Annotated in this window: 16 protein-coding genes; 7 read left to right on the top strand and 9 right to left on the bottom strand. The window is 68.4% G+C overall.

The features are described from left to right. Positions 1–43: 43 nt before the first annotated feature. On the bottom strand, positions 44–2,197 hold the full coding sequence (metG, locus tag R9B84_RS12745) for a methionine--tRNA ligase (RefSeq protein ID WP_423758213.1): 2,154 nt from the start codon (positions 2,195–2,197) through the stop codon (positions 44–46). A 375-nt stretch (positions 2,198–2,572) separates the two neighbouring features. Further along, positions 2,573–3,217, bottom strand: a complete 645-nt coding sequence (locus tag R9B84_RS12740) for an OmpA family protein (protein ID WP_047898762.1) — start codon at positions 3,215–3,217, stop codon at positions 2,573–2,575. A gap of 354 nt (positions 3,218–3,571) precedes the next feature. Between R9B84_RS12740 and apbC the strand changes: the two genes are divergently transcribed. The 5 genes from apbC to R9B84_RS12715 all read left to right on the top strand — a co-directional run bounded on the left by apbC (position 3,572) and on the right by R9B84_RS12715 (position 9,206). After that, the gene (gene apbC / locus R9B84_RS12735) at positions 3,572–4,663 is read left to right on the top strand and encodes an iron-sulfur cluster carrier protein ApbC (protein ID WP_423758212.1); all 1,092 of its coding nucleotides are present in this window, start codon (positions 3,572–3,574) and stop codon (positions 4,661–4,663) included. Between the two features lie 133 nt (positions 4,664–4,796). Next, a complete protein-coding gene (gene sodC / locus R9B84_RS12730; protein ID WP_423758211.1) occupies positions 4,797–5,333 on the top strand; it encodes a superoxide dismutase [Cu-Zn] in 537 nt (178 codons plus the stop codon). Between the two features lie 112 nt (positions 5,334–5,445). Next, complete coding sequence (gene dcd, locus R9B84_RS12725; RefSeq protein ID WP_423758210.1) at positions 5,446–6,015, top strand: dCTP deaminase; 570 nt, start codon at positions 5,446–5,448, stop codon at positions 6,013–6,015. 81 nt (positions 6,016–6,096) lie between these two features. Then, positions 6,097–8,376 (top strand): arginine/lysine/ornithine decarboxylase, encoded by a 2,280-nt coding sequence (locus R9B84_RS12720; protein WP_047898758.1) that lies wholly within the window; start codon positions 6,097–6,099, stop codon positions 8,374–8,376. Next, entirely contained in the window at positions 8,376–9,206 is an 831-nt protein-coding gene (locus R9B84_RS12715) for a lysozyme inhibitor LprI family protein (protein WP_423758209.1), read from the top strand. The genes R9B84_RS12720 and R9B84_RS12715 overlap by 1 nt, the downstream gene beginning before the upstream one ends. A 105-nt stretch (positions 9,207–9,311) precedes the next feature. Here the strand turns inward: R9B84_RS12715 and R9B84_RS12710 are convergent, their stop codons facing one another. The 5 genes from R9B84_RS12710 to R9B84_RS12690 form a co-directional block, all read right to left on the bottom strand. Beyond that, positions 9,312–9,995 carry an HAD family hydrolase gene (locus tag R9B84_RS12710; protein ID WP_423758208.1) on the bottom strand — a complete coding sequence of 228 codons (684 nt, stop codon included), beginning with the start codon at positions 9,993–9,995 and terminating at the stop codon, positions 9,312–9,314. Between the two features lie 94 nt (positions 9,996–10,089). Next, on the bottom strand, positions 10,090–11,499 hold the full coding sequence (argH, locus tag R9B84_RS12705) for an argininosuccinate lyase (RefSeq protein WP_048250379.1): 1,410 nt from the start codon (positions 11,497–11,499) through the stop codon (positions 10,090–10,092). Between the two features lie 88 nt (positions 11,500–11,587). Continuing rightward, positions 11,588–13,939, bottom strand: coding sequence for a fimbria/pilus outer membrane usher protein (locus R9B84_RS12700; RefSeq protein ID WP_423758207.1), 2,352 nt, complete (start codon positions 13,937–13,939; stop codon positions 11,588–11,590). Between the two features lie 28 nt (positions 13,940–13,967). Beyond that, complete coding sequence (locus R9B84_RS12695) at positions 13,968–14,678, bottom strand: fimbrial biogenesis chaperone (RefSeq protein ID WP_423758206.1); 711 nt, start codon at positions 14,676–14,678, stop codon at positions 13,968–13,970. Positions 14,679–14,684: 6 nt separating this feature from the next. Beyond that, positions 14,685–15,218 carry a Csu type fimbrial protein gene (locus R9B84_RS12690; protein ID WP_423758205.1) on the bottom strand — a complete coding sequence of 178 codons (534 nt, stop codon included), beginning with the start codon at positions 15,216–15,218 and terminating at the stop codon, positions 14,685–14,687. Between the two features lie 255 nt (positions 15,219–15,473). Here R9B84_RS12690 and R9B84_RS12685 point away from each other — a divergent pair, with 255 nt between their 5' ends. Further along, complete coding sequence (locus tag R9B84_RS12685) at positions 15,474–16,472, top strand: Csu type fimbrial protein (protein ID WP_423758204.1); 999 nt, start codon at positions 15,474–15,476, stop codon at positions 16,470–16,472. 6 nt (positions 16,473–16,478) lie between these two features. Here the strand turns inward: R9B84_RS12685 and R9B84_RS12680 are convergent, their stop codons facing one another. Then, positions 16,479–17,288 carry a helix-turn-helix transcriptional regulator gene (locus R9B84_RS12680; protein WP_423758203.1) on the bottom strand — a complete coding sequence of 270 codons (810 nt, stop codon included), beginning with the start codon at positions 17,286–17,288 and terminating at the stop codon, positions 16,479–16,481. A 312-nt stretch (positions 17,289–17,600) separates the two neighbouring features. Between R9B84_RS12680 and R9B84_RS12675 the strand changes: the two genes are divergently transcribed. Next, positions 17,601–18,353 (top strand): class I SAM-dependent methyltransferase, encoded by a 753-nt coding sequence (locus R9B84_RS12675; protein WP_105392938.1) that lies wholly within the window; start codon positions 17,601–17,603, stop codon positions 18,351–18,353. 136 nt (positions 18,354–18,489) lie between these two features. Here the strand turns inward: R9B84_RS12675 and ppc are convergent, their stop codons facing one another. After that, positions 18,490–21,504, bottom strand: a complete 3,015-nt coding sequence (gene ppc, locus R9B84_RS12670) for a phosphoenolpyruvate carboxylase (protein ID WP_423758202.1) — start codon at positions 21,502–21,504, stop codon at positions 18,490–18,492. Between the last annotated feature and the right edge of the window lie 128 nt (positions 21,505–21,632).

The raw sequence follows: 21,632 nt of genomic DNA, 5'->3' as shown, positions 1-21,632 counted from the left end.
TTGTGCGGGGCCTTTTTCGTGCAGGCCGCGTGCTCGGCTCGGCTTACTTCACGCGCATGCCGGGCTTCGCGCCGCTGTGCGGCTCGAGGATGTAGAGGCCCGGTTCCGCCTTCTCGTCGGTTGCCGACGCCGCGAGCACCATCCCTTCGGACAGGCCGAACTTCATCTTGCGCGGCGCGAGGTTCGCGACCATCACCGTCAGCTTGCCGACGAGCTGCTCGGGCTGGTACGCGGACTTGATGCCCGAGAACACGTTGCGGGTCTTTTCCTCGCCGATGTCGAGCGTGAGCTGCAGCAGCTTGTCCGAGCCTTCGACGGCCTGGCACGCGACGATCTTCGCGATGCGCAGGTCGATCTTCGCGAAATCGTCGATCGAGATGGGCGCATCGTCGGCACCGTTCACGACGGCCGGCTTCACGTTCGCCTTGGCGTTCTTCGCATCCTTCGCGGTGTTCGCACCCGCGGCGGCCGCGCCGGTCGTCTCGGCCTGCAGCGAATCGCGGTTCGCGGCGAGCAGCGCGTCGAGCTGCTTCGGGTCGACGCGCGTCATCAGGTGCTGGTACGCCTTGATCGGCTGTTCCGACGACAGCGGCTTGGCGGCATCGGCCCACGTGAGCGGCGCGACGCCGAAGAACGCCTCGACGGATTCGGCGACGCGCGGCATCACCGGCTTCAGCGCAAGCGACAGCAGGCGGAACGCCTCGAGGCTCACGCTGCAGGTTTCATGAAGCGCGACCGCGTTGGCCGGATCCTTCGCGAGCTCCCACGGCTTCGCGCCGTCGACGTATGCGTTCACGTCGTCCGCGAGTTCCATCGTGTGGCGCAGCGCGCGGCTGTATTCGCGCGCTTCGTAGTTCGCGGCGATCGCGGGAATCGCATCGCGCAGCTTCGCGACGAGCGGATGGTTCATCGCGCTGTCCTGCACGCGGCCGTCGAAGCGCTTGATCAGGAAGCCGGCCGCGCGGCTCGCGATGTTCACGTACTTGCCGACGAGGTCGCTGTTCACGCGCGCCTGGAAGTCGTCGAGGTTCAGGTCGATGTCTTCCATCGTCGCATTCAGCTTCGCGGCGAAGTAGTAGCGCAGCCATTCGGGGTTCAGGCCCGTGTCGATGTAGCTTTGCGCGGTGATGAACGTGCCGCGCGACTTCGACATCTTCGCGCCGTCGACCGTCAGGAAGCCGTGCGCGAACACGTTGGTCGGCGTGCGGTGGCCCGAGAACTCGAGCATCGCCGGCCAGAACAGCGTGTGGAAGTACATGATGTCCTTGCCGATGAAATGGTACTGCTCGGCCTTCGTGCCCGGGCGGATCCACGCGTCGAAGTCGATGCCGTTGCGGTCGCACAGGTTCTTGAAGCTCGCGTAGTAGCCGACCGGCGCGTCGAGCCACACGTAGAAATACTTGCCGGGCGCGCCCGGGATCTCGAAGCCGAAGTACGGCGCGTCACGCGAGATGTCCCAGTCGGCGAGCTTGGCCTCGCCGGCGTCGCCGAGCCATTCGCGCATCTTGTTGGTCGCTTCGGGCTGCGCGAGGCCGCTCACCCATTCGCGCAGGAACGTCTCGCAGCGCGGGTCGGACAGGCGGAAGAAGTAGTGCTTCGACGTCTTGCGCACCGGCGTCGCGCCCGACACGACCGAATACGGGTTCAGCAATTCGGTCGGCAGGTAGGTCGAACCGCACACCTCGCAGTTGTCGCCGTACTGGTCCTTCGCGTGGCACTTCGGGCACTCGCCCTTGATGAAGCGATCCGGCAGGAACATTTCCTTGACGGGGTCGTACGCCTGCTCGATCTCGCGCTCGGCGATCAGGCCGGCTTCCCGCAGCGCGAGGTAGATCTGCTCGCTCAGCACGCGGTTCTCGTCCGAGTCGGTCGTGTAGAAGTTGTCGAACGACACGCCGAAGCTGTCGAAGTCGCGCTTGTGCTCGGTCCAGACGCGGTCGATCAACTGCTTCGGGCTCAGGCCTTCCTTCTCCGCGCGCAGCATGATCGGCGTGCCGTGCGTGTCGTCGGCGCCGATGTAGTAGACCTCATGGCCATGCATTCGCAGCGTCCGCACCCAGATGTCGGTCTGGATGTACTCGACCAGGTGGCCGATGTGGATCTGCCCGTTGGCATAGGGCAGTGCGGACGTAACGAGGATCTGGCGGTCGCCTTGCGGCGCCGCAGCCTGCACGGAAGTGAGGTCGGATGCGGACATAGGGTCTGTAGAGGAACGGCGGAAATACGACGGGAAACTGCGATTCTAGCAGGGGCGCGGGGCGGGGAGGCGGGCCGGCGCCGCAGAGCGGGCGTCGGAACGGGCAGGGCCGCGCAAACGGCGTGCCCGGTGGTGCTGCTGCGCTGCAGCACGAATTCTGCGGGCAAAAAAAACCGGGGCGGATACAGCCCCGGAGCAACAACGACAAGAGGAGAATGGTGACGCGCCGGCAACTGCCAGCCGCGTACCGTAAATACTGACCACGGCCCGCGAAGGAAGTTCGAAAATTTTTTCGATTTGTTACCGGCCCCGACGGAAGCCTTGTCCGGCGGGGTTGCGCGGGCGGCTCGCCCGCGCCTTCCCCTCGTCGTGCGCTTACTGCGCCTGCGCTGCGCGCAGGTAGATTTCGACGCGGCGGTTCTGTGCGCGGCCGGCTTCGGTCGCGTTGTCCGCGATCGGGTTCGACGGGCCCATGCCTTGCGCCGACAGGCGACCGCTGTTGACGCCGCGCTGCGCGAGCGCGTTCACGACGCTTTGCGCGCGGTTCTGCGACAGCGTCTGGTTCAGCTGCGCCGAGCCCGTGCTGTCCGTGTAGCCGACGACCGATGCCGTCACTTGCGGGTTCTGGTTCAGCGTCGTCGCCAGGTCGTTCAGCAGCGGCGTGAATGCCGGCGTGATCGCGTACTGGTTCGTCGCGAACGTCACCGAGCTCGGCACGTTCAGCTTCAGCGAGCCGTCCGGCTGCTCGGTCACCTGCGTGCCCGTCTGTGCTGCCGACGGGGCAAGCTTGTTCCTGATCGCCTGCCAGTTGTAACCCGTCACGCCGCCAACCAGTGCGCCGACGCCCGCGCCGATCGCCGCTCCCTTGCCGCCGCCGGCCAGTGCGCCGATGCCTGCGCCCAGCGCCGCACCCGTGCCGGTACCGACGGCCGTGTTGGTGCCTTGCGGCGATGCGCAGCCGGCCAGCACTGCACCAGCCAGGGCGAAGACGGACAGGCGAGTCGCGATTTTCATGTTCATCTTGGATTCCTCTCTTGGTTGAACGAGTCGACAACGACGACAACAACAGTTTTACGGCTCCCAGCGCGGGCCGTCCGAAAAAAGGAAGGCCGGCCTGCGCGCGCGGCAGCCGCCGAGGTGGCCGCATGCCCAGTCCGTCAGCGTGGCTGTTCGGACAGTGCGACGCGTCAGCCTCTACAATATAGGCGGTTACGGGTCGATTTGGCCCCATAGCATGCCGCACGCGAAGAGTGCGCCGGGTCGCGCGTTCGCGCAATGGCATGCAACAGATTCTTTCACTTTTTCCGATTTTCGCAGCGTAATTTGATATTTTTTGACGTTTGCGCGCGAGAAAAACGTTTTCACGGAGTTTCGATGAGCATTGACCGGGCACAAGTCGACGCCGCGCTGGCGGCTGTCGTCGACCCCAATACCGGCCGTCCGTATGCGGCGAGCAAGGGCGTGCGCAACGTCGCGATCGACGGCGATGTCGTGACGCTCGACGTGGTGCTCGGCTATCCCGCGCGCAGCCAGCACGACGACGTGCGCGCACGCGTCGCGGCGGCGCTCCAGGCCGTGCCGGGCGTGCGCGACGCGCGCGTCGCCGTGTCGCAGGAGATCGTCGCGCACACGGTGCAGCGCGGCGTGAAGCTGCTGCCGAACGTGAAGAACATCGTCGCGGTCGCATCGGGCAAGGGCGGTGTCGGCAAGAGCACGACGGCGGTGAACCTCGCGCTCGCGCTCGCCGCGGAAGGCGCGTCGGTCGGCATTCTCGACGCCGACATCTACGGCCCGTCGCTGCCGACGATGCTCGGCATCCACGGCCAGCGCCCCGAGTCGCCCGACAACCAGTCGATGAACCCGCTCGTCGGCCACGGGCTGCAGGCGAACTCGATCGGTTTCCTGATCGAGGAAGACAACCCGATGGTGTGGCGCGGCCCGATGGCGACCTCCGCGCTCGAGCAGCTGCTGCGCCAGACCAACTGGCGCGAGCTCGACTACCTGATCGTCGACATGCCGCCCGGCACCGGCGACATCCAGCTGACGCTCGCGCAGCGCGTGCCCGTCACGGGCGCGGTGATCGTCACGACGCCGCAGGACATCGCGCTGCTCGACGCGAAGAAAGGCCTGAAGATGTTCGAGAAGGTCGGGATTCCGATCCTCGGCATCGTCGAGAACATGAGCATCCACATCTGCTCGAACTGCGGCCACGAGGAGCACATCTTCGGCGCCGGCGGGGCCGAGCGGATGGCGAAGGACTACGATGTGACCGTGCTCGGCAGCCTGCCGCTCGACATCGCGATCCGCGAGCGGGCCGACAGCGGCACGCCGACGGTCGCGGCCGATCCGGACGGCGCGCTGGCGCGTCGCTACCGCGACATCGCGCGCGGGGTCGCGCTGGCGATTGCCGAGCGCGCGCGCGACATGACGTCGAAGTTCCCGACGATCGTTGTTCAAAATACGTAAAACCCTTGCGGGGCGGGGCCTCAGGCTGTTTACGGCGCCGCGAGGCGCGGTATCATGGCGACTTTTCCCGGGTCCCTTTACCCGCCCGGCGCGACCGTCGTGTCAAACGACCGTCAGCCGGCATGAGGATCGAATGAAACAACGACATCACGGCGTACGCGCCGGCCGCGCGCGGCGCGCGCTGCTGGCCGCCGCCGCGCTGGGCCTGCTGGCCGGCTGTACCTCCTTTTCCTCGTCGCACGAAAAACGGGCCGACGCACAACTGCAGCCGTCGGTCGGCTCGCAGGCGCGCGGCGCGGTGACGTTCGTCGAGCGTCCGGACGGCGTCCAGGTCACCTACAACCTGGTCGGCCTGCCGCCGAACAGCGATCATGCGCTGCAGGTGCACGAGCGCGGCGACTGCAACGCGGGCGACGGCTCGAGCGCCGGCCAGGTGTTCGCACCGGCCGCCGACCGCCTGCGCGCGGGCGCTCGCGTTGCCGGCGATCTCGGCAACATCCATGCGGATGCGAACGGCGTCGCGGCCGGCTTCATCGTCGCTCCCGATCTGGCCCTTGACGGTGTGCGCTCGGCGATGAACCGCGCGGCGCTGGTGCACCGCGAACCGAGCGATCCCGCGTTCCCGCACCATGGCGCGGGCCCTGCGCTGGCCTGCGGCGTGATCCGTTGACGGCCGCCGCGTGCGCGGGCCGATGATCGCGTAAAATGTGCGCCTTTCCCGGCCGCCGCCTCGCGCGAGCGGCCCTCCCTGATTGTCACGCAGCGTTTCCTGGCGCCCCGATATGAGTATCAAGTCCGACAAATGGATTCGGCGCATGGCCGAAGAGCACAATATGATCGAGCCATTCATGCCCGATCAGGTTCGCGAGTCCGCGGACGGCCGCCGGATCGTCAGCTACGGCACGTCGAGCTACGGCTACGACATCCGCTGCGCAGACGAATTCAAGATCTTCACGAACATCAACTCGACGATCGTCGATCCGAAGAACTTCGACGAGGGTTCGTTTGTCGATTTCAAGGGCGACGTGTGCATCATCCCGCCGAACTCGTTCGCGCTGGCCCGCACCGTTGAATATTTCCGCATCCCGCGCACCGTGCTGACGGTCTGCCTCGGCAAGTCGACCTATGCGCGCTGCGGGATCATCGTCAACGTGACGCCGTTCGAGCCCGAGTGGGAAGGCTACGTCACGCTGGAATTCTCGAACACCACGCCGCTGCCCGCGAAGATCTACGCGAACGAAGGCGTCGCGCAGGTGCTCTTCTTCGAGAGCGACGAAGTGTGCGACGTGTCGTACGCCGATCGCGGCGGCAAGTATCAGGGGCAGCGCGGTGTCACGCTGCCGAAAACCTGATCTGGTTGCATAACGTCTCACCAGTTTTCGGGTGACCGCTGCGCGTGACGCGCCGCGGTCGTTCTTTTTGGAGAATCGCCCATGAAGTTTCGTTTCCCCGTCGTCATCATCGACGAAGATTTCCGCTCCGAGAACATCTCGGGCTCCGGCATCCGGGCGTTGGCCGAAGCGATCGAGAAAGAGGGCGTCGAAGTCCTCGGCCTCACGAGCTACGGCGATCTGACGTCGTTCGCGCAGCAGTCGAGCCGCGCGTCGTGCTTCATCCTGTCGATCGACGACGACGAACTCATGCTCGGCGAAACCGGCCAGGACGGCGAGCTGCCCGAGCTCGCGACCGCGATCATCGAGCTGCGCGCGTTCGTCACCGAAGTGCGCCGCCGCAACGCGGACATCCCGATCTTCCTGTACGGCGAGACGCGTACGTCGCGGCATCTGCCGAACGACATCCTGCGCGAGCTGCACGGCTTCATCCACATGTTCGAGGACACGCCGGAGTTCGTCGCGCGCCACATCATCCGCGAGGCGAAGGTCTATCTGGACTCGCTCGCGCCGCCGTTCTTCAAGGAACTCGTCAAGTACGCGGACGAAGGCTCGTACTCGTGGCACTGCCCGGGCCACTCGGGCGGCGTCGCGTTCCTGAAGAACCCGCTCGGCCAGATGTTCCACCAGTTCTTCGGCGAGAACATGCTGCGCGCGGACGTCTGCAACGCAGTGGACGAACTCGGCCAGCTGCTCGATCACACGGGCCCGGTCGCGGCGTCCGAGCGCAATGCGGCGCGCATCTTCAGCGCGGATCACCTGTTCTTCGTGACCAACGGCACGTCGACGTCGAACAAGATCGTCTGGCATGCGACGGTCGCGCCGGGCGACATCGTGCTGGTCGACCGCAACTGCCACAAGTCGATCCTGCACGCGATCACGATGACGGGCGCGATCCCGGTGTTCCTGACGCCGACGCGCAACCACTTCGGCATCATCGGGCCGATCCCGCGCGACGAATTCAAGCCGGAGAACATCCGCAAGAAGATCGAGGCGAACCCGTTCGCGCGCGAGGCGCTGCGCGAGAACCCGGACATGAAGCCGCGGATCCTGACGATCACGCAGAGCACGTACGACGGCGTGGTCTACAACGTCGAGATGATCAAGGATCTCCTCGGCGACCTGCTCGACACACTGCACTTCGACGAAGCGTGGCTGCCGCACGCGACGTTCCACGATTTCTACCGCGACATGCACGCCATCGGCGACGGCCGCCCGCGCACCGGCGCGCTGGTGTTCGCGACGCACTCGACGCACAAGTTGCTCGCGGGCATCTCGCAGGCGTCGCAGATCGTCGTGCAGGATTCGGAGAACCGCACGTTCGACAAGCACCGCTTCAACGAGGCGTATCTGATGCACACGTCGACGAGCCCGCAGTACGCGATCATCGCGTCGTGCGACGTCGCGGCCGCGATGATGGAGCCGCCGGGCGGCACCGCGCTCGTCGAGGAATCGATCGCGGAAGCGATCGACTTCCGCCGCGCGATGCGCAAGGTGGACGCCGAGTACGGCGACGACTGGTTCTTCAGCGTGTGGGGCCCGGACAACCTGTCGGAAGAAGGCATCGGTTCGCGCGAAGACTGGATGCTGAAGCCGAACGACCACTGGCACGGCTTCGGCCCGCTCGCGGAAGGCTTCAACATGCTCGACCCGATCAAGGCGACGATCATCACGCCGGGGCTCGACGTCGACGGCGAGTTCGGCGAGACGGGCATTCCGGCCGCGATCGTCACGAAGTACCTGGCCGAGCACGGGATCATCGTCGAGAAGACCGGCCTGTACTCGTTCTTCATCATGTTCACGATCGGCATCACGAAGGGCCGCTGGAACTCGATGGTGACCGAGCTGCAGCAGTTCAAGGACGACTACGACAACAACCAGCCGCTGTGGCGCGTGCTGCCGGAATTCGTCGCGCAGCATCCGCGCTACGAGCGCGTCGGCCTGCGCGACCTGTGCGCGCAGATTCACGACGTGTACCGCGCGAACGACATCGCGCGCCTGACGACCGAGATGTACCTGTCGGACATGGAACCGGCGATGAAGCCGTCGGACGCGTTCGCGAAGCTCGCGCACCGCAAGATCGACCGCGTGCCGCTCGACGAGCTCGAAGGTCGCGTGACGAGCATCCTGCTCACGCCGTACCCGCCGGGCATTCCGCTGCTGATCCCGGGCGAGCGCTTCAACAAGACGATCGTGAACTACCTGCGGTTCGCGCGCGACTTCAACGAGCGTTTCCCGGGTTTCCACACCGACATCCACGGCCTCGTCGCGGAAGAGGTGAACGGCCGCGTCGAGTACTTCGTCGACTGCGTGCGCGACTGATGGCGACGCACGGACGATTCCAGGCGATGCGCGCGGCGCTGGCCGCGCTCGTCGTCTGGGCGGCAGGGTCGGCAGGGCTGGCGGGGTTCGGCGTCGCACACGCGGAAGTCGCGGCGGCCGACCCGATCGACGTCGCGATGCGGCAATGCCTCGCGCGGCGCGACCGGTCGTCGACGGCCGGCCAGATCCAGTGCATGGGCGAAGCGCAGCAGCAGTGGCAGGCGGTGATGGACGGCGCGTACCAGCGCCTGTTGAAGGATGCGCCGGCCGACGCGAAGCGCGGCTGGCAGGATAGCCAGCGCCGCTGGGCCACGTGGCGCAAGGATGAAGTCCATCTGCTGACGGCCGTGTACGACACGACGCGCGGCACCGCGTACGCGATGTCGAGCGCCGACATGCAGTTGCAGCCCGTGCGCGATCGCGCGCTGGCGCTGCGCGGCGCGGCCGACCGTTATGCGCCGCCGCCCGCCGCCGTGCCGGTAGCGGCCACGAGCGACACGCAGGGCGGCGCGAGCGCGGCCCAGGGCGCAACCGCGTCGAACGGCAAGCCGGCGGCGAATGCGCCGCGCGATCCGGCCGTGCGCCGCGTGCGGCCGTGCGAACAGGATGCCGCGTGCGAGCACGCGCTGTTCGACCTGAACCGCTATTACCAGAAGCTGCGCCGCAAGATGCCTGCGCATTCGGCCGCGACGCTGGTGCGCGCGCAGCGCGCGTGGGTCGCGTTCCGCGATGCGACGGCGCCGCTCGTCGGCGAGGACGGGCGCGTCGACCTGATCGGTGCGCGGATCGCGACGATGAAGCGGTTGTCGGAGACGGCAGGCAACAAGTAGAAGCCGTCGCGACGCCGGTCGTTCGACGGCAAAACGAAACGGGCACCCGAGGGTGCCCGTTTGCATTGGGCGGCGTGCAACGCGCCGCGTTTCGCGCGCGCGTGCCTACGCGGGCCGTTGCGGGTCGTATTGGCCGAACCACGACGGCACGAGCGCGACCGCATCGTCGAGCGATGCGAGCACGTGCAGGCTCAGCGCGACGATTTCGGGCGTCGGCGCCTTCAGGTCGGGCACGGTGACGACCGACGCGCCGGCGCCGGCGGCCGATTGCGCGCCGAAGTCGCTGTCCTCGAACGCGACGCACGCGTGCGCCGGCACGCCGAGGCGTTCGGCCGCGAGCCGGTAGACGGCCGGATCGGGCTTGCCGCGCGCGACTTCGTCGCCGCCCGCGATCGCGCGGAAGAACGGCAGCACGCCGACCGCGTCGAGCCGCGCGCGGATCACGTCGCGCGCGGACGACGACGCGACCGCGCACGGAATGCCGGCCTGCGCGAGCGCGTCGAGCAGCGCGAACGCGCCGGGCTTCAACGGGAATTTCGGATGGGGCTCGGGCGACGCGAGCTGTTCGCGTACGCGGATGCGCACGGCGTCGAACGTAGCGGGGTTGCCGATCAGCCGCGCCAGGATGACCTGGCCTTCGGCGAACGAGCGGCCGACGATCTGCAGGTAGTCGGTGGCCGTCAGCGCGACACCGTGTGCATTCGACACGTCGATCCACGTGTTCATGATGGTCCGCTCGGAATCGACGAGCAGGCCGTCCATGTCGAAGAGCGCGGCGGAAAAGGTCATCGGCGGCATCCGGGAAGCGGGGCAGGCAACGGGTGGCGCAACGGCCGCCCGAATGAAAAACGGACGCCGAAGGCGTCCGTCCGGAACAGCGGGCTTACTGGCCGAGCGCGGCGCGGGCAGCCTTGACCGCCGCGCGCACCTGATCGGGTGCGGTGCCGCCCGGATGGTTGCGGCTGGCGACCGAACCCTCGAGCGTCAGATAGCCGAACACGTCGTCGCCGATCAGGTGCGCGACGTTCGGCAGATCCTGCTTCATCTCGTCGAGCGTCAGGTCGGCGAGATCGATGCCGCGGTCGTCGCAGATCTTCACCGCGTGCGCGACGGCTTCGTGCGCATCGCGGAACGGCAGGCCGCGCTTCACGAGGTAGTCGGCGAGGTCGGTGGCGGTCGAGAAGCCCTGCAGCGCGGCTGCGCGCATCGCGTCCGGCTTCACGGTGATGCCGGCGACCATTTCGGCGAAGATCCGCAGCGTGTCGGCGACGGTGTCGACCGTGTCGAACAGCGGCTCCTTGTCTTCCTGGTTGTCCTTGTTGTACGCGAGCGGCTGGCCCTTCATCAGCGTCAGCAGCGCCATCAGGTGGCCGTTCACGCGCCCCGTCTTGCCGCGCGCGAGTTCCGGCACGTCCGGGTTCTTCTTCTGCGGCATGATCGAGCTGCCGGTGCAGAAGCGGTCGGCGATGTCGATGAAGCCGACGCGCGGGCTCATCCACAGCACGAGCTCTTCGGAGAAACGCGACACGTGCGTCATCACGAGCGCGGAGGCTGCCGTGAATTCGATCGCGAAGTCGCGGTCGGACACGGCGTCGAGCGAGTTCGCGCAGATGCCGTCGAAGCCGAGCGTCTTCGCAACCGCGTGGCGGTCGATCGGGTAGCTCGTGCCCGCGAGTGCGGCCGCGCCGAGCGGCAGGCGGTTCACGCGCGTGCGGCAGTCGCGCATGCGCTCCGCGTCGCGCGAGAACATCTCGACGTACGCGAGCAGGTGGTGGCCGAACGTGACGGGCTGCGCGACCTGCAGGTGCGTGAAGCCCGGCATGATCGTGTCGGCATTCTGTTCCGCGAGGTCGAGCAGCGCGCCGCGCAGGTCGTTCAGCAGGCCGCCGATGCGGTCGATTTCGCCGCGCAGCCACAGGCGGATGTCGGTCGCGACCTGGTCGTTGCGCGACCGGCCGGTGTGCAGGCGCTTGCCGGCATCGCCGATCAGCGCGGTCAGGCGCGCCTCGATGTTCAGGTGGACGTCCTCGAGATCGAGCTGCCATTCGAATTCGCCGCGCTCGATCTCGCCCTTGATCTGCGCCATCCCGCGTTCGATCGCGGCCAGGTCGTCGGCGCTGATGATCTTCTGCGCGGCGAGCATGTTCGCGTGCGCGAGCGAGCCGGCGATGTCGACGAGCGCGAGGCGCTTGTCGAAAAACACCGACGACGTGTAGCGCTTGACCAGCTCCGACATCGGTTCCGAGAAGCGGGCCGACCAGGCCTCGCCCTTTTTGTGCAGTTGGGACGTCATGGCGATTCTTCGAAGGGGAGTTGGGCGGCGTGCGCCGCCGAGGGAATCCCGCGATTCTAACATTCGCGGGCCCGGCGGCCGGCGCGGGCTAGCGGGGCGTGCAGGTCAGCGGGCCGATGCGCGGCAGCGTGCCGTCGTCCGGCCGCCGGTACGCGAATTCGACGCCGCAGCGGCGTCCGCCGCCGGAAATCTCCAGATGATTGTCCTCGACGAGGCCGTCGACGAACGTGAGGCCATCGTAGCCGACGATCGTGCGCTGGCCGCTTTCGACGTGCACGACGTCGAGGCCGGGCGGCAGCGGCGCGCCGTCCGGCGTGCGCAGCGCGATCGACGCCGCGCGGTAGCGCGTGACCGGGAAGCGCGCGAGCACGCCCGAGCGGGCCTGCGGCACGACGTCGAGCGTCGTGTCCGCGAGGCGCGCATCGGCCGGCAGCGTCGTGCCGTCGATCGCGACGCGATTGTGCTGGTACGCGCTCAGATCGGGCACCAGCAGGTAGCCCGTGCGGTCGGTCTCGCCGATCGGCCGGTTCTGGTGCAGCACCGGCACGCGCCCGGCATCGGTCGACACGAGCGCGAAGCCGTCGTCGATGCGGCGCGATGTCAGCAATTGGCCGTTCATCAGCACGAGCGCGCCGGTCATGTCGATCGACGCATCGCGCTGCCCGCCGAACGACTGCCCGAGCAGCGTGACCTGGCCCGCGCGGCCCAGGTATTGCAGCTGCCCCTGGCCGTAGCGCAGCGGGCCGTTCTCGCCGGCCTGCACGTTCCAGCCGAAGCCTCCGTCGTAGTCGGGCGCGCGCGACGCGCTGACCGCGCCAGTCGACTCGCCGTTCTGCCGGCCGACGCTCGCCGCGACCGACGTGTTGTCGCCGAGGCCGACGCTCAGGCTGACGAAGAAGCCGCGCGCGTTGTGCTGCCGGAAATCCTGGAAGGCGCTGACGGTCATCGACGCGCGCATCCCGAAGTTGACCGACCACGCTGCCGAGCCGATCCGCGACGCAGGCGCGCCCGGGTATTTGAGGCCGAGATAGCTGAACGACAGCGTCTGCGCGCGGAGGAGCGGGAACGACACCGTCACGCGGTCGCTGATGGTCGCGACCGGCGTGCCTTCGCGCGCGCCGAAGTCGCCGTAGCCGCCGAACGCGCGCAGCGTCTGCGCGTCGACCGAGAAGCGCGGCGTCACGTACTGGTAGCCGAGGCCGGCCTGCGCGCCGGAGAAGCGCCCGACGCTGACGGCCAGCGACGCGTTCGCGACGCCCCCGCCGCCGATCCGCGCGAGCACGCCCGCGCCGGCGTCGTACACGCCGCTCGTCGCCTCGGCGTGCGCCTCGGTCGTCAGCCGCTCGGTGACGCCGTAGCGCACCGATCCGCTCGCGGCCGGCGTGCGCGCATAGTCGAACGCATCCTGGCCGTATGCGCGGCGCAGGAAGCCCGCCTCCACCGAATAGCTGGCGAGGCCAGGTGCGAGCAGGCGCGTATCGACGTAGAGCGGGATCGACGTGGCGATCGTGCGGCCGAGCGCGTCGCGCGTGATCACCGTCGCGTTGCCGGCGCCGGTGATGCCCGGCACGCTGTTGATCACGAACGGGCCGCCCGGCACGTCGCCGCTGAACTGGCGCACGTTGTTCACGTACAGGTCGACCGCCGACGGCACGACCGCGCTGCCCGACAGCGCCGGCACCGGGAAGGTCACGAGATCGGGGCGCAGGCCGAAGTTGCTGCGCCACTGCACGCCGCCGATGCGCAACGAGCGGGTCCACGACAGCGACGACGAGATGGTGTCGCCGAATTGGGTCGTCGTGAGCGTGCGCGGGTCGGACATCGTCCACGACGTGTCGTAGCGCATGTAGCGCTGCCCGTCGCGACGGAAGTAGCCGATGCCGGTGTTGCTGAACACGCCGGCCGGATCGACGTAGCGCGCCTCGGTCCACACCGCGAGCGGCGCATGCGCGGCGGTCTGCGCGTATGCGTCGTAGTTCAGCACGATGCCCCGGCTGGACGTCGCGGGCGGCGTGGCGGCGAGCCCGCGCGCGTCGAACGTGTGCGGAATGCGCAGCGCGTCGGGCACCTGCAGGTCGATCGTCTGGCGGCCCGGATCGTAGTCGTAGCGCAGGCCGGCGAGCGCGTCGAGCGCGACCGGCGTGTTCGACAGCGGCTGCGCGCGGCCGCCGCTTGCGATGCCGAGGTCGTTCAGGTCGGCCGACGCCGCGAACAGGTGCCCGTCGGCCTGCCGGAAGCGCGCGATCCGGTGGGTCGGCTCGCCGTTGATCGACACGTCGAGGTACAGCGTGCCGGGCTCCGGGGCGGCGGAGGGCGGCAGATCGGGCGCCGGCTGCGCGCCTGTGGTGCCCGCGCGCAGTGCCAGCGTAATGACGGCGAGCCACGCGTGTCGCCGGGCAGGCGCCGTTCGATTGGCATGTCGCGTCGTCGGCACGCGCAACGGGGCGGGAGCGGGACTGGCGCCGGGTTCAGCGCGGCGTCAGCCGGGCCTCGACGGGTTGCGTGTTCACCGTCGCGCGGATTTTCACGAACGGCGACGGGCGCGCATCGAGCTTGAGCGGCCAGCGGCGCACGCTGCCGGCCAGCGCGTAGCCGAGCAGCCCGCGCGCGACTTCGTGCGCGTTGCCGTGCGCATCGACGAGCTGCACCGCGGAGAGCTGCGCGCGCCGGCCGCCGAGATTCGCGACCGACAAGCGCAGGCCCTGCGGGTCGGCTTCGACGCGCCAGTCGAGCCGCGGCGGGGCGGGCGGCGCGGCGGGCTCGACGAACACGGGCACCGAATAGCGCACGCGGATCGTGATGCCGTTCTGCGCCGGTGTGCCGGGCGCGGGCAGCTCGTCGATCAGTACGCGATAGCTTTCCTCCGTGGCCGGTGTCGTGCGCGTGGTGCGCACGAGGCGGATCAACTGCTCGGCGTTCGCGCCGATCTGCAGTAACGGCGGCGACGCGGCGAGCGAATCGGTCGGCGTCAGCACGTCCTCGCCGTTCTCCTGCGTCCAGCGGAACGTGCGCACCTGGCCGTAGATCGGCTGCACGCCCGAATTGCTGAGCGTGACGCCCGCGGCCGGGACCGACGGCGGCAGCTCGAGCGTGACCGGCGAAATCTGCAGCGTCGCGGCCGGCGCGGTTGCAGCCGACGCGGCGCACAGCGCGGCGACGAAACAGGGGCGGATCGCCACGACGCGTCAGAAGTAGACGGTCGCGGTGACGGTGGCCTGGTAGGTGTCCGGTTTCGGGGTGGCTTGCGTCTGCACCTGACCGTACACGTTGATCGTCTGGGCGGAGCCGTTGCCGGTGCCGCCAACCGTGTCGGTGCCCTGCGTGTTGCCCCAGATCGTCGTGTGGCCGTTGTCCTGGAACAGCTGGAAGCCGAGCGTCGTGCCCGTGTTGCCGCTGGTCGTGCCGGCCATCAGCCGCGCGCTGACCGTCGAGCCGGAGACGCCGCCCGCGTCGAGCCCGACGTTGTAGGGTGTCGAGTTGCTGCAGGTGATGGAGAGCGTGGTCTGCTGGTTGATCGCGGCCGTCAGCACGCCGGAGCTGCCGAACGCGAGCGCGTTGGCGCTGACCGCGCAGTTCGCCTGAATGGTCAGCGTGACGTTGAATTGCGCGGTGGCCGTGCCGTTGGAATAGACGGCGGCGGCGACAGGGCGCCAGGCCGGGGTGAGTGCGATGGCCGCCGCGATGGCGGTGGACAGCCCGTGACGCGTGATGGCGTTCATTGTGATGGTCTCCAGCCGTTCAGGGAGTGTCGCCCCGGCCCGCGGTGCCCGAACCGCGTGATGCGCCGCCGTGTCGACGGAACCGCATAATCGTCTGACTAGACTACTCTACGCATTTGGTTGCATGCAATGGTAGAAATGCTGATTGGTTCGCATTGTCTGCACATTGTGCGGGCAGGTGGCTTGATCTGGATCAACGGTTGGGGGCGGTATGCGGACCGCCACCGGAACGGACGCTTTTCTATGGGGAAAACCATGACGGAGCAGCGGGTCGTGCGGGCGTACCGGTATCTGCATCGGGTGGTGTGCTGGCTGCTGGCCGCGCTGCTGTGCGGGCCGTGGCTGTCCGCGCAGGCGGACAGCTGCACGGTGAGCGCGCAGACGACGAGCTTCGGTTCGGTCAGCCCGATCACGCAGGCCGCGTACACGACGACCAGCACGGTGGGCGTGACGTGCACGTGGGATACGTTGAGTCTCAACACGACCGCGCTGGTCTGCCTGAATCTCGGCGCCACGAGCCCGCGCGCGATGACGAACGGGGCCAACCAGATGCAGTACGACCTGTACCAGGACAACGGCTATACGCAGGTCTGGGGCGCGGTCGCCAGCGGCACGACGCCGATGTCGGTCACGCTGGCGAAGCCGGGGCTCGGCACGAGCGCGAACGCGACCCTGACCGTTTACGGCCGCATCGCTTCGAACCAGCCGACCGTGCCGAGCGTGAACAACAGCAGCACGGTGTACTCGCAGACGTTCGCCGGGAACCAGGCGTCGTACAGCTACAACTTCGCGCTGCTCGGCATTCAGCTGGTGCCGTGCACCTCGCAGGCGTCGGCGGGCACGTTCGCGTATTCGACGAACGCGACGGTCGTGAACAATTGCTTCATCAGTGCGACGAATGTTGCGTTTCCCGCAACGGGCGTGCTGGCGTCTGCGCACACGGCAACCGGCTCGATCAGCGCGCAGTGCACGAACGGCGACGCGTTCGAGATCGCGCTGAACGGCGGCAGCAGCAGCAATGTCGCCGCGCGCACGATGCAGCGCAGCGGCGGCGGGGGCGCGGTCGGCTATCAGCTCTATCGGGATGCCGGCTACACGCAACCATGGGGCGACGGCACTGGCGGCACGTCGATGGCGACCGGAACCGGCAGCGGGCTCGCGCAGGCGCTCACCGTTTACGGTCGCGTGCCCGCGCAGGCAACGCCCGCGCCCGGCGACTACAGCGACACGATCACCGCGACGATCAGTTTTTGAACCGGCTCAGTCACGCACCAGCACGACCAGCTTCAGGTCCTCGCGGTGCGCGGGCTTCAGCGTGATCTGCTGGTAGACGAGGCGGCCGTCAGCAGGATGGTCGAATTCGCGCAGGCCGCCTTCGCGCTCGAACACGTCCTGCGACGCCCAGTACTGCGCGAACGCGTCGCTGCCGGCGGTCAGCGCATCGATCAGTGCGCGGGTCGGCGCGTCGGCCAGGTGGCGGATCGAATCGGCGCGGAATTCGGCCGCGAGCCGCCGCGCGCGGGTTTCCCAGTCGACGATCAGCGTGCGCGCGGCCGGCGCCATGAACGTGAAGCGCAGCAGGTTGCGGTCGTGTTCGCCATCGAGCCAGCCGGAAAACAGCGCGGCGGCCGGCGCGTTCCACGCGAGCGCATTCCATTGCCGGTCGAGCACGTACGCGGGCGTCGCGATCGCCGCGACCGTCGCGGCGAGCGTCGGCGGCAGGTCGCCGCCTGCGACATCGGGCTCGGCCGGGTCGCGCTGCGCGGCCAGTTCGAACAGGTACGCGCGCTCGGCCTTCGACAACTGCAGCGCGACGGCGATCCGCGCGAGCGCGTCGGCCGACGCCGACACCGGGCGGCCCTGTTCGATCCACGTGTACCAGGTCGGGCTGACGCCGCACAGTTGCGCGACTTCCTCGCGTCGCAGCCCCGGCGTGCGGCGGCGCGGGCCGGGCGGCAGGCCGACGGCCTGCGGCGACAGCCGCTCGCGGTGGGCGCGGATGAATTCGCCGAGCGCGCGGGCGGGCGTGGCGTCGAGCGGCGGGACGGGGGCGGAGGACGGCTGGTTCATTCGGAAACGGCGAAGTGGAAGCGAGATTGCGGCAACGATCAGGCAGGTGTATCGAATACCAGAATAACTGCTTAACTTGTACTGGTACAAGCGCGGGCCTATTGTAGCGGCTCGCGCGCTGGCAGGCAGCGCGCGTCCCACAAAATGCGTTGCAGGGGGGCGGAGCGGGCGCTGAAGCGCCCATTCCGGCTGACCGCGCAAGGCATGGGGGCGGATGCGAAGCATGGGGCTGGAGTAAGTGCTGAAGCACTCACTCCAGCCGGCATAAGCGCTGACGCGCCCACTCCAGTCGACCGTACAAAGGAGCGAACGATGAAACACCACGACCAGGTCGCCGACGCATTCGGCACGACGGCCGCCGCCTATCTGACAAGCACGGTCCACGCGACGGGCGCCGATCTGCAGACGCTCGCCGACGCGGTGCGCGCGACGCCCGATGCCGCCGTGCTCGATCTCGGCTGCGGCGCCGGCCACGCGAGCTTCGCGGTCGCGCCGCACGTGCGCGACGTGGTCGCCTACGATCTCGCCGCGCCGATGCTCGCGACCGTCGATGCGGCCGCGCGCGAGCGCGGGCTCGCGAACATCCGCACGCAGCAGGGCCCAGCGGAACGGCTGCCGTTCGACACGGCGACGTTCGACTGGGTCGTGAGCCGGATGAGCGCGCACCACTGGCACGACATGCGCGCGGCGCTCGCCGAGGTGCGCCGTGTGCTGAAACCGGGCGGCCGCGTGCTGATGATCGACATCGCGGGCAACGATCATCCGCTCCTCGACACGTACCTGCAGGCGGCCGAAGTGCTGCGCGACGCGTCGCACGTGCGCGATTACCGCGCGGACGAATGGCTCGCGATGTTCCGCGATGCCGGTTTCGACGCGCACGTGCACAGCCGCTGGCGGCTGCCGATCGATTTCGATACATGGGTCGCACGCATCCGCACGCCGGCCGACAGCGTCGCCGGCATTCGCGCGCTGTGGGCACATGCGCCCGACGAGGTGCGCGGCTACTACGCGGTGCGGCCCGACGGTTCGTTCGAGCATGACGCGCTGCTGATCGACGCGCATTGACCGGGGCAGCCGGACGGTACGCCAGTGCCGTGCGGCTGCCCGATGAAAAAAGCCGCGATACGCACCGTGGGTACGGTGACGTATCGCGGCTTCGGCGATGCCGGGCGGCGCGGAACGGGCCCGCGCCGCATGCGGATCAGCCCGTGTTGCGCAGGCCGGCCGCGATCCCGTTGATCGTCAGGTGAATCCCGCGGCGCAGCCGCGCGTTCGTGTCGCCCGCGCGGTGACGCTTGATCAGTTCGACCTGCAGGTGATTCAGCGGATCGAGATACGGGAAGCGATTCTTGATCGAGCGCGCAAGCAGCGGGTTGGTCGCGAGGCGGCCTTCGTGCCCGGTGATTTCCGCCAGCGCCTGCGCTGTGCGCTCCCATTCCGCGACGATCCGCTCGAACACATGCTTGCGCAGCTTGCGGTCGGAGACGAGCTGCGCGTAGCGCGACGCGACCGCGAGGTCGGTCTTCGCCAGCACCATGTCCATGTTCGACATCAGGTTCGAGAAGAACGGCCAGGTCTTGTTCATCTTCTTCAGCAGCGCGACGCGCTTCGTGCGCTCGGCTTCATCCTGCCCGCCGTCGAGATACGCGCTCACCGCGCTGCCGAAGCCGTACCAGCCCGTCAGCAGCAGCCGGCACTGGCCCCACGAGAAGCCCCACGGAATTGCGCGCAGATCCTCGATCTTGCGCTGCTTCGGATCCTGCAGCTTGCGCGAAGCCGGGCGGCTGCCGATGTTCAGCTCGGCGATCTCGGTAATCGGCGTCGACGAGAAGAAGTAGTCGGTGAAGCCGGGTGTTTCATAGACGAGCGCGCGGTACGCGGCCATCGCCGAGTCGGACAGCGTTTGCATCGCGGCCTCGAACGCGGGCAGTTGCGCAGGGGCGTTCGACTGCGGCAGCAGCGACGCCTCGAGCGTCGCGGCGACGACCGTCTCGAGGTTGCGCCGGCCGATCTCGGGGTTCGCGAACTTGCTCGCGATCACCTCGCCCTGTTCGGTCAGGCGGATCTGGCCGTTCACGGTGCCCGGCGGCTGCGACAGGATCGCCTGGTAGGTCGGGCCGCCGCCGCGGCCGACCGTGCCGCCGCGGCCGTGGAACAGCCGCAGCGTGATCTTGCGGTCGCGGAACAGGTCGACGAGCGCGAGTTCCGCGCGATACAGCTCCCAGTTCGACGTGAGGAAGCCACCGTCCTTGTTGCTGTCCGAGTAGCCGAGCATCACTTCCTGCTCGGCACCCTGGTGCGCGATCAGCGCATCGACGCCCGGCAGTGCGAAGTATTCGCGCATGATGCGCGACGCGTCGCGCAGGTCGGGGATCGTCTCGAACAGCGGGATCACCATCAGGCTGTTCCTCGCATGGCCGCCCGGCACGCCGAGCGCACCTTCGAGCAGCCCCGTCTCCTTCTGCAGCAGCAGCACCTCGACGAGGTCGCTGACGGTTTCCGTATGCGAAATGATGTAGTTGCGCACCGCGCGCGCGCCGAATTGCGCACGCACTTCGCGCGCCTTCTCGAACACGCCGAGCTCGCTCTGCGCGAGCGCCGAATATTCGAAGTACGGCGAACGCAGCGGGCGCGGGTCGGCGAGCGCGGCGAGCAGCACGCGCAGCTTGTCTTCCTCGGCCAGCCCTGCATAGTCGGCCTCGACGCCCGCGCGCGCGAACAGCTCGGCGACCACCGCCTCATGGATGTCGGAGCTCTGGCGCAGGTCGATGCTCGCGAGATGGAAGCCGAACACTTCGGCCGCGCGCACGAGCGGCGCGAGGCGCGGTGCGGCGAGCGACGTGCCATGGTGTTCGTCGAGCGACGCGGTCAGCACCTTCAGGTCGGCGACGAACGCTTCGGAATCCGCATACGGGATCGCGCGCACGGGCGGCGCGCCGCGGCCCGCGCTGCGCACGGGCACCGTGCCTTCACCCAGTCGCACGCGTGCGCTCGCGGCAAGCCGCGTGTAGATGCCGATCAGCGCGCGGCGATACGGCTCGTCGACGCGGTGCGGCGACTGGTCGGGCGATGCGGCCGCGAGCGCTTTCACCGCGTCGTTCGCGCCGACGAGCAGGTTCGACACCGACAGCTCGGCGCCGAGCTTGTGCACCTGTTCCAGATAGTGCTCGAGGATCACCGCGGCCTGGCGGTTGATCGCCTCGTCGAGCGTCGCCGCCGTCACGTTCGGGTTGCCGTCGCGATCACCGCCGATCCAGCTGCCCATCTGGAAGAACGCGGGCACGCGCGCGGACAGGCCGTGCTCGGCGAGCGCAGCCTCGATGTCGCCGTACAGCGCGGGCAGTTCGTCGAGGAAGGTCGCGCGGTAGTACGACAGCGCGTTCTCGATCTCGTCGCCGACCGTCAGGCGCGCGTCGCGCAGCATGCGCGTCTGCCACAGCGCGGTCACGCGCGCGCGCAGCATCGATTCGTTGTACTGGCGCTCGCGCGCGGTCAGTTCCTGGTCGCGCTCGGCGAGCAGGCGTGCGATGTCGTGCTGCGCGTCCAGGATGCTCTTGCGCTGCACTTCGGTCGGGTGCGCGGTCAGCACCGGCACGATCAGCGCGTCGTCGAAGAAGCGCTGCAACAGGCGCTTCGATGCGTTGCCGGTCGTCTTCAGCTGATCGAGCGCGTACGCGACCGTGCCGGGCTGCGGCGCGGAGCCGGCCAGCGCGTGGATGCGGCGGCGGCGGTTGTGGTGGCGGTCTTCCGCGATGTTCGCGAGATGCGAGAAATAGCTGAACGCGCGCACGACGCTCACCGTCTGCTCCGGCGTCAGCTTGCGCAGCTTCTTCTCGAGCGTCTGCGCGGCTTCGCTGTCGTCCTCGCGGCGGAACTTGACCGCGGTCTGGCGGATCGTCTCGACGACGTCGAACACGGTGTCGCCTTCCTGCTCGCGCACGACGTCGCCGAGCAGGCGGCCGAGGAAGCGGATGTCCTCGAACAGCGGGCCGTCCTTGTCCTCGCGCGTGCGCGTGCCGGACTTCGGCGCGCCGGCCGTGCGGGCAGCGGAGCCGGCGGCTTTCGTCGTGCGTTTTGTCTGACGTATCGGGTCTTTCGGTTTCGTTGCCGTTTTCGCACGGCCGTTCGCGGCGATGGCGACGGTGTCCGTCGGGGCGTCGGAGGAGGACAGGGCAGCATTGCGGCGCGCCGTACGCGCCGATCCGGAAGACTTCACGATGGGTTTCCTTGGGAAAGCTCGAGTCAAAAGGAACTGCGGAAACTGCGGGAACTGCGGTCAAGCAACCAGCTACGTGCGGCACATCCGCGCATCGGCGCCGCGACCCGCGTGGGGGCCGGTCGGGC

Source organism: Burkholderia sp. NLJ2 (assembly GCF_049487195.1).
Classification (GTDB): domain Bacteria; phylum Pseudomonadota; class Gammaproteobacteria; order Burkholderiales; family Burkholderiaceae; genus Burkholderia; species Burkholderia pyrrocinia.
This window is presented reverse-complemented; position numbering and strand designations above follow the sequence as displayed.

Bases quoted from the DNA above. Each gene is read 5' to 3' on its own strand.
- sodC (WP_423758211.1), top strand. From the start codon at position 4,797: ATGAAACAACGACATCACGGCGTACGCGCCGGCCGCGCGCGGCGCGCG.
- R9B84_RS12715 (WP_423758209.1), top strand. From the start codon at position 8,376: ATGGCGACGCACGGACGATTCCAGGCGATGCGCGCGGCGCTGGCCGCG.
- argH (WP_048250379.1), bottom strand. From the start codon at position 11,499: ATGACGTCCCAACTGCACAAAAAGGGCGAGGCCTGGTCGGCCCGCTTC.
- R9B84_RS12720 (WP_047898758.1), top strand. From the start codon at position 6,097: ATGAAGTTTCGTTTCCCCGTCGTCATCATCGACGAAGATTTCCGCTCC.
- dcd (WP_423758210.1), top strand. From the start codon at position 5,446: ATGAGTATCAAGTCCGACAAATGGATTCGGCGCATGGCCGAAGAGCAC.
- metG (WP_423758213.1), bottom strand. From the start codon at position 2,197: ATGTCCGCATCCGACCTCACTTCCGTGCAGGCTGCGGCGCCGCAAGGC.
- R9B84_RS12740 (WP_047898762.1), bottom strand. From the start codon at position 3,217: ATGAACATGAAAATCGCGACTCGCCTGTCCGTCTTCGCCCTGGCTGGT.
- R9B84_RS12710 (WP_423758208.1), bottom strand. From the start codon at position 9,995: ATGACCTTTTCCGCCGCGCTCTTCGACATGGACGGCCTGCTCGTCGAT.
- apbC (WP_423758212.1), top strand. From the start codon at position 3,572: ATGAGCATTGACCGGGCACAAGTCGACGCCGCGCTGGCGGCTGTCGTC.
- R9B84_RS12680 (WP_423758203.1), bottom strand. From the start codon at position 17,288: ATGAACCAGCCGTCCTCCGCCCCCGTCCCGCCGCTCGACGCCACGCCC.
- R9B84_RS12690 (WP_423758205.1), bottom strand. From the start codon at position 15,218: ATGAACGCCATCACGCGTCACGGGCTGTCCACCGCCATCGCGGCGGCC.
- R9B84_RS12685 (WP_423758204.1), top strand. From the start codon at position 15,474: ATGACGGAGCAGCGGGTCGTGCGGGCGTACCGGTATCTGCATCGGGTG.
- R9B84_RS12675 (WP_105392938.1), top strand. From the start codon at position 17,601: ATGAAACACCACGACCAGGTCGCCGACGCATTCGGCACGACGGCCGCC.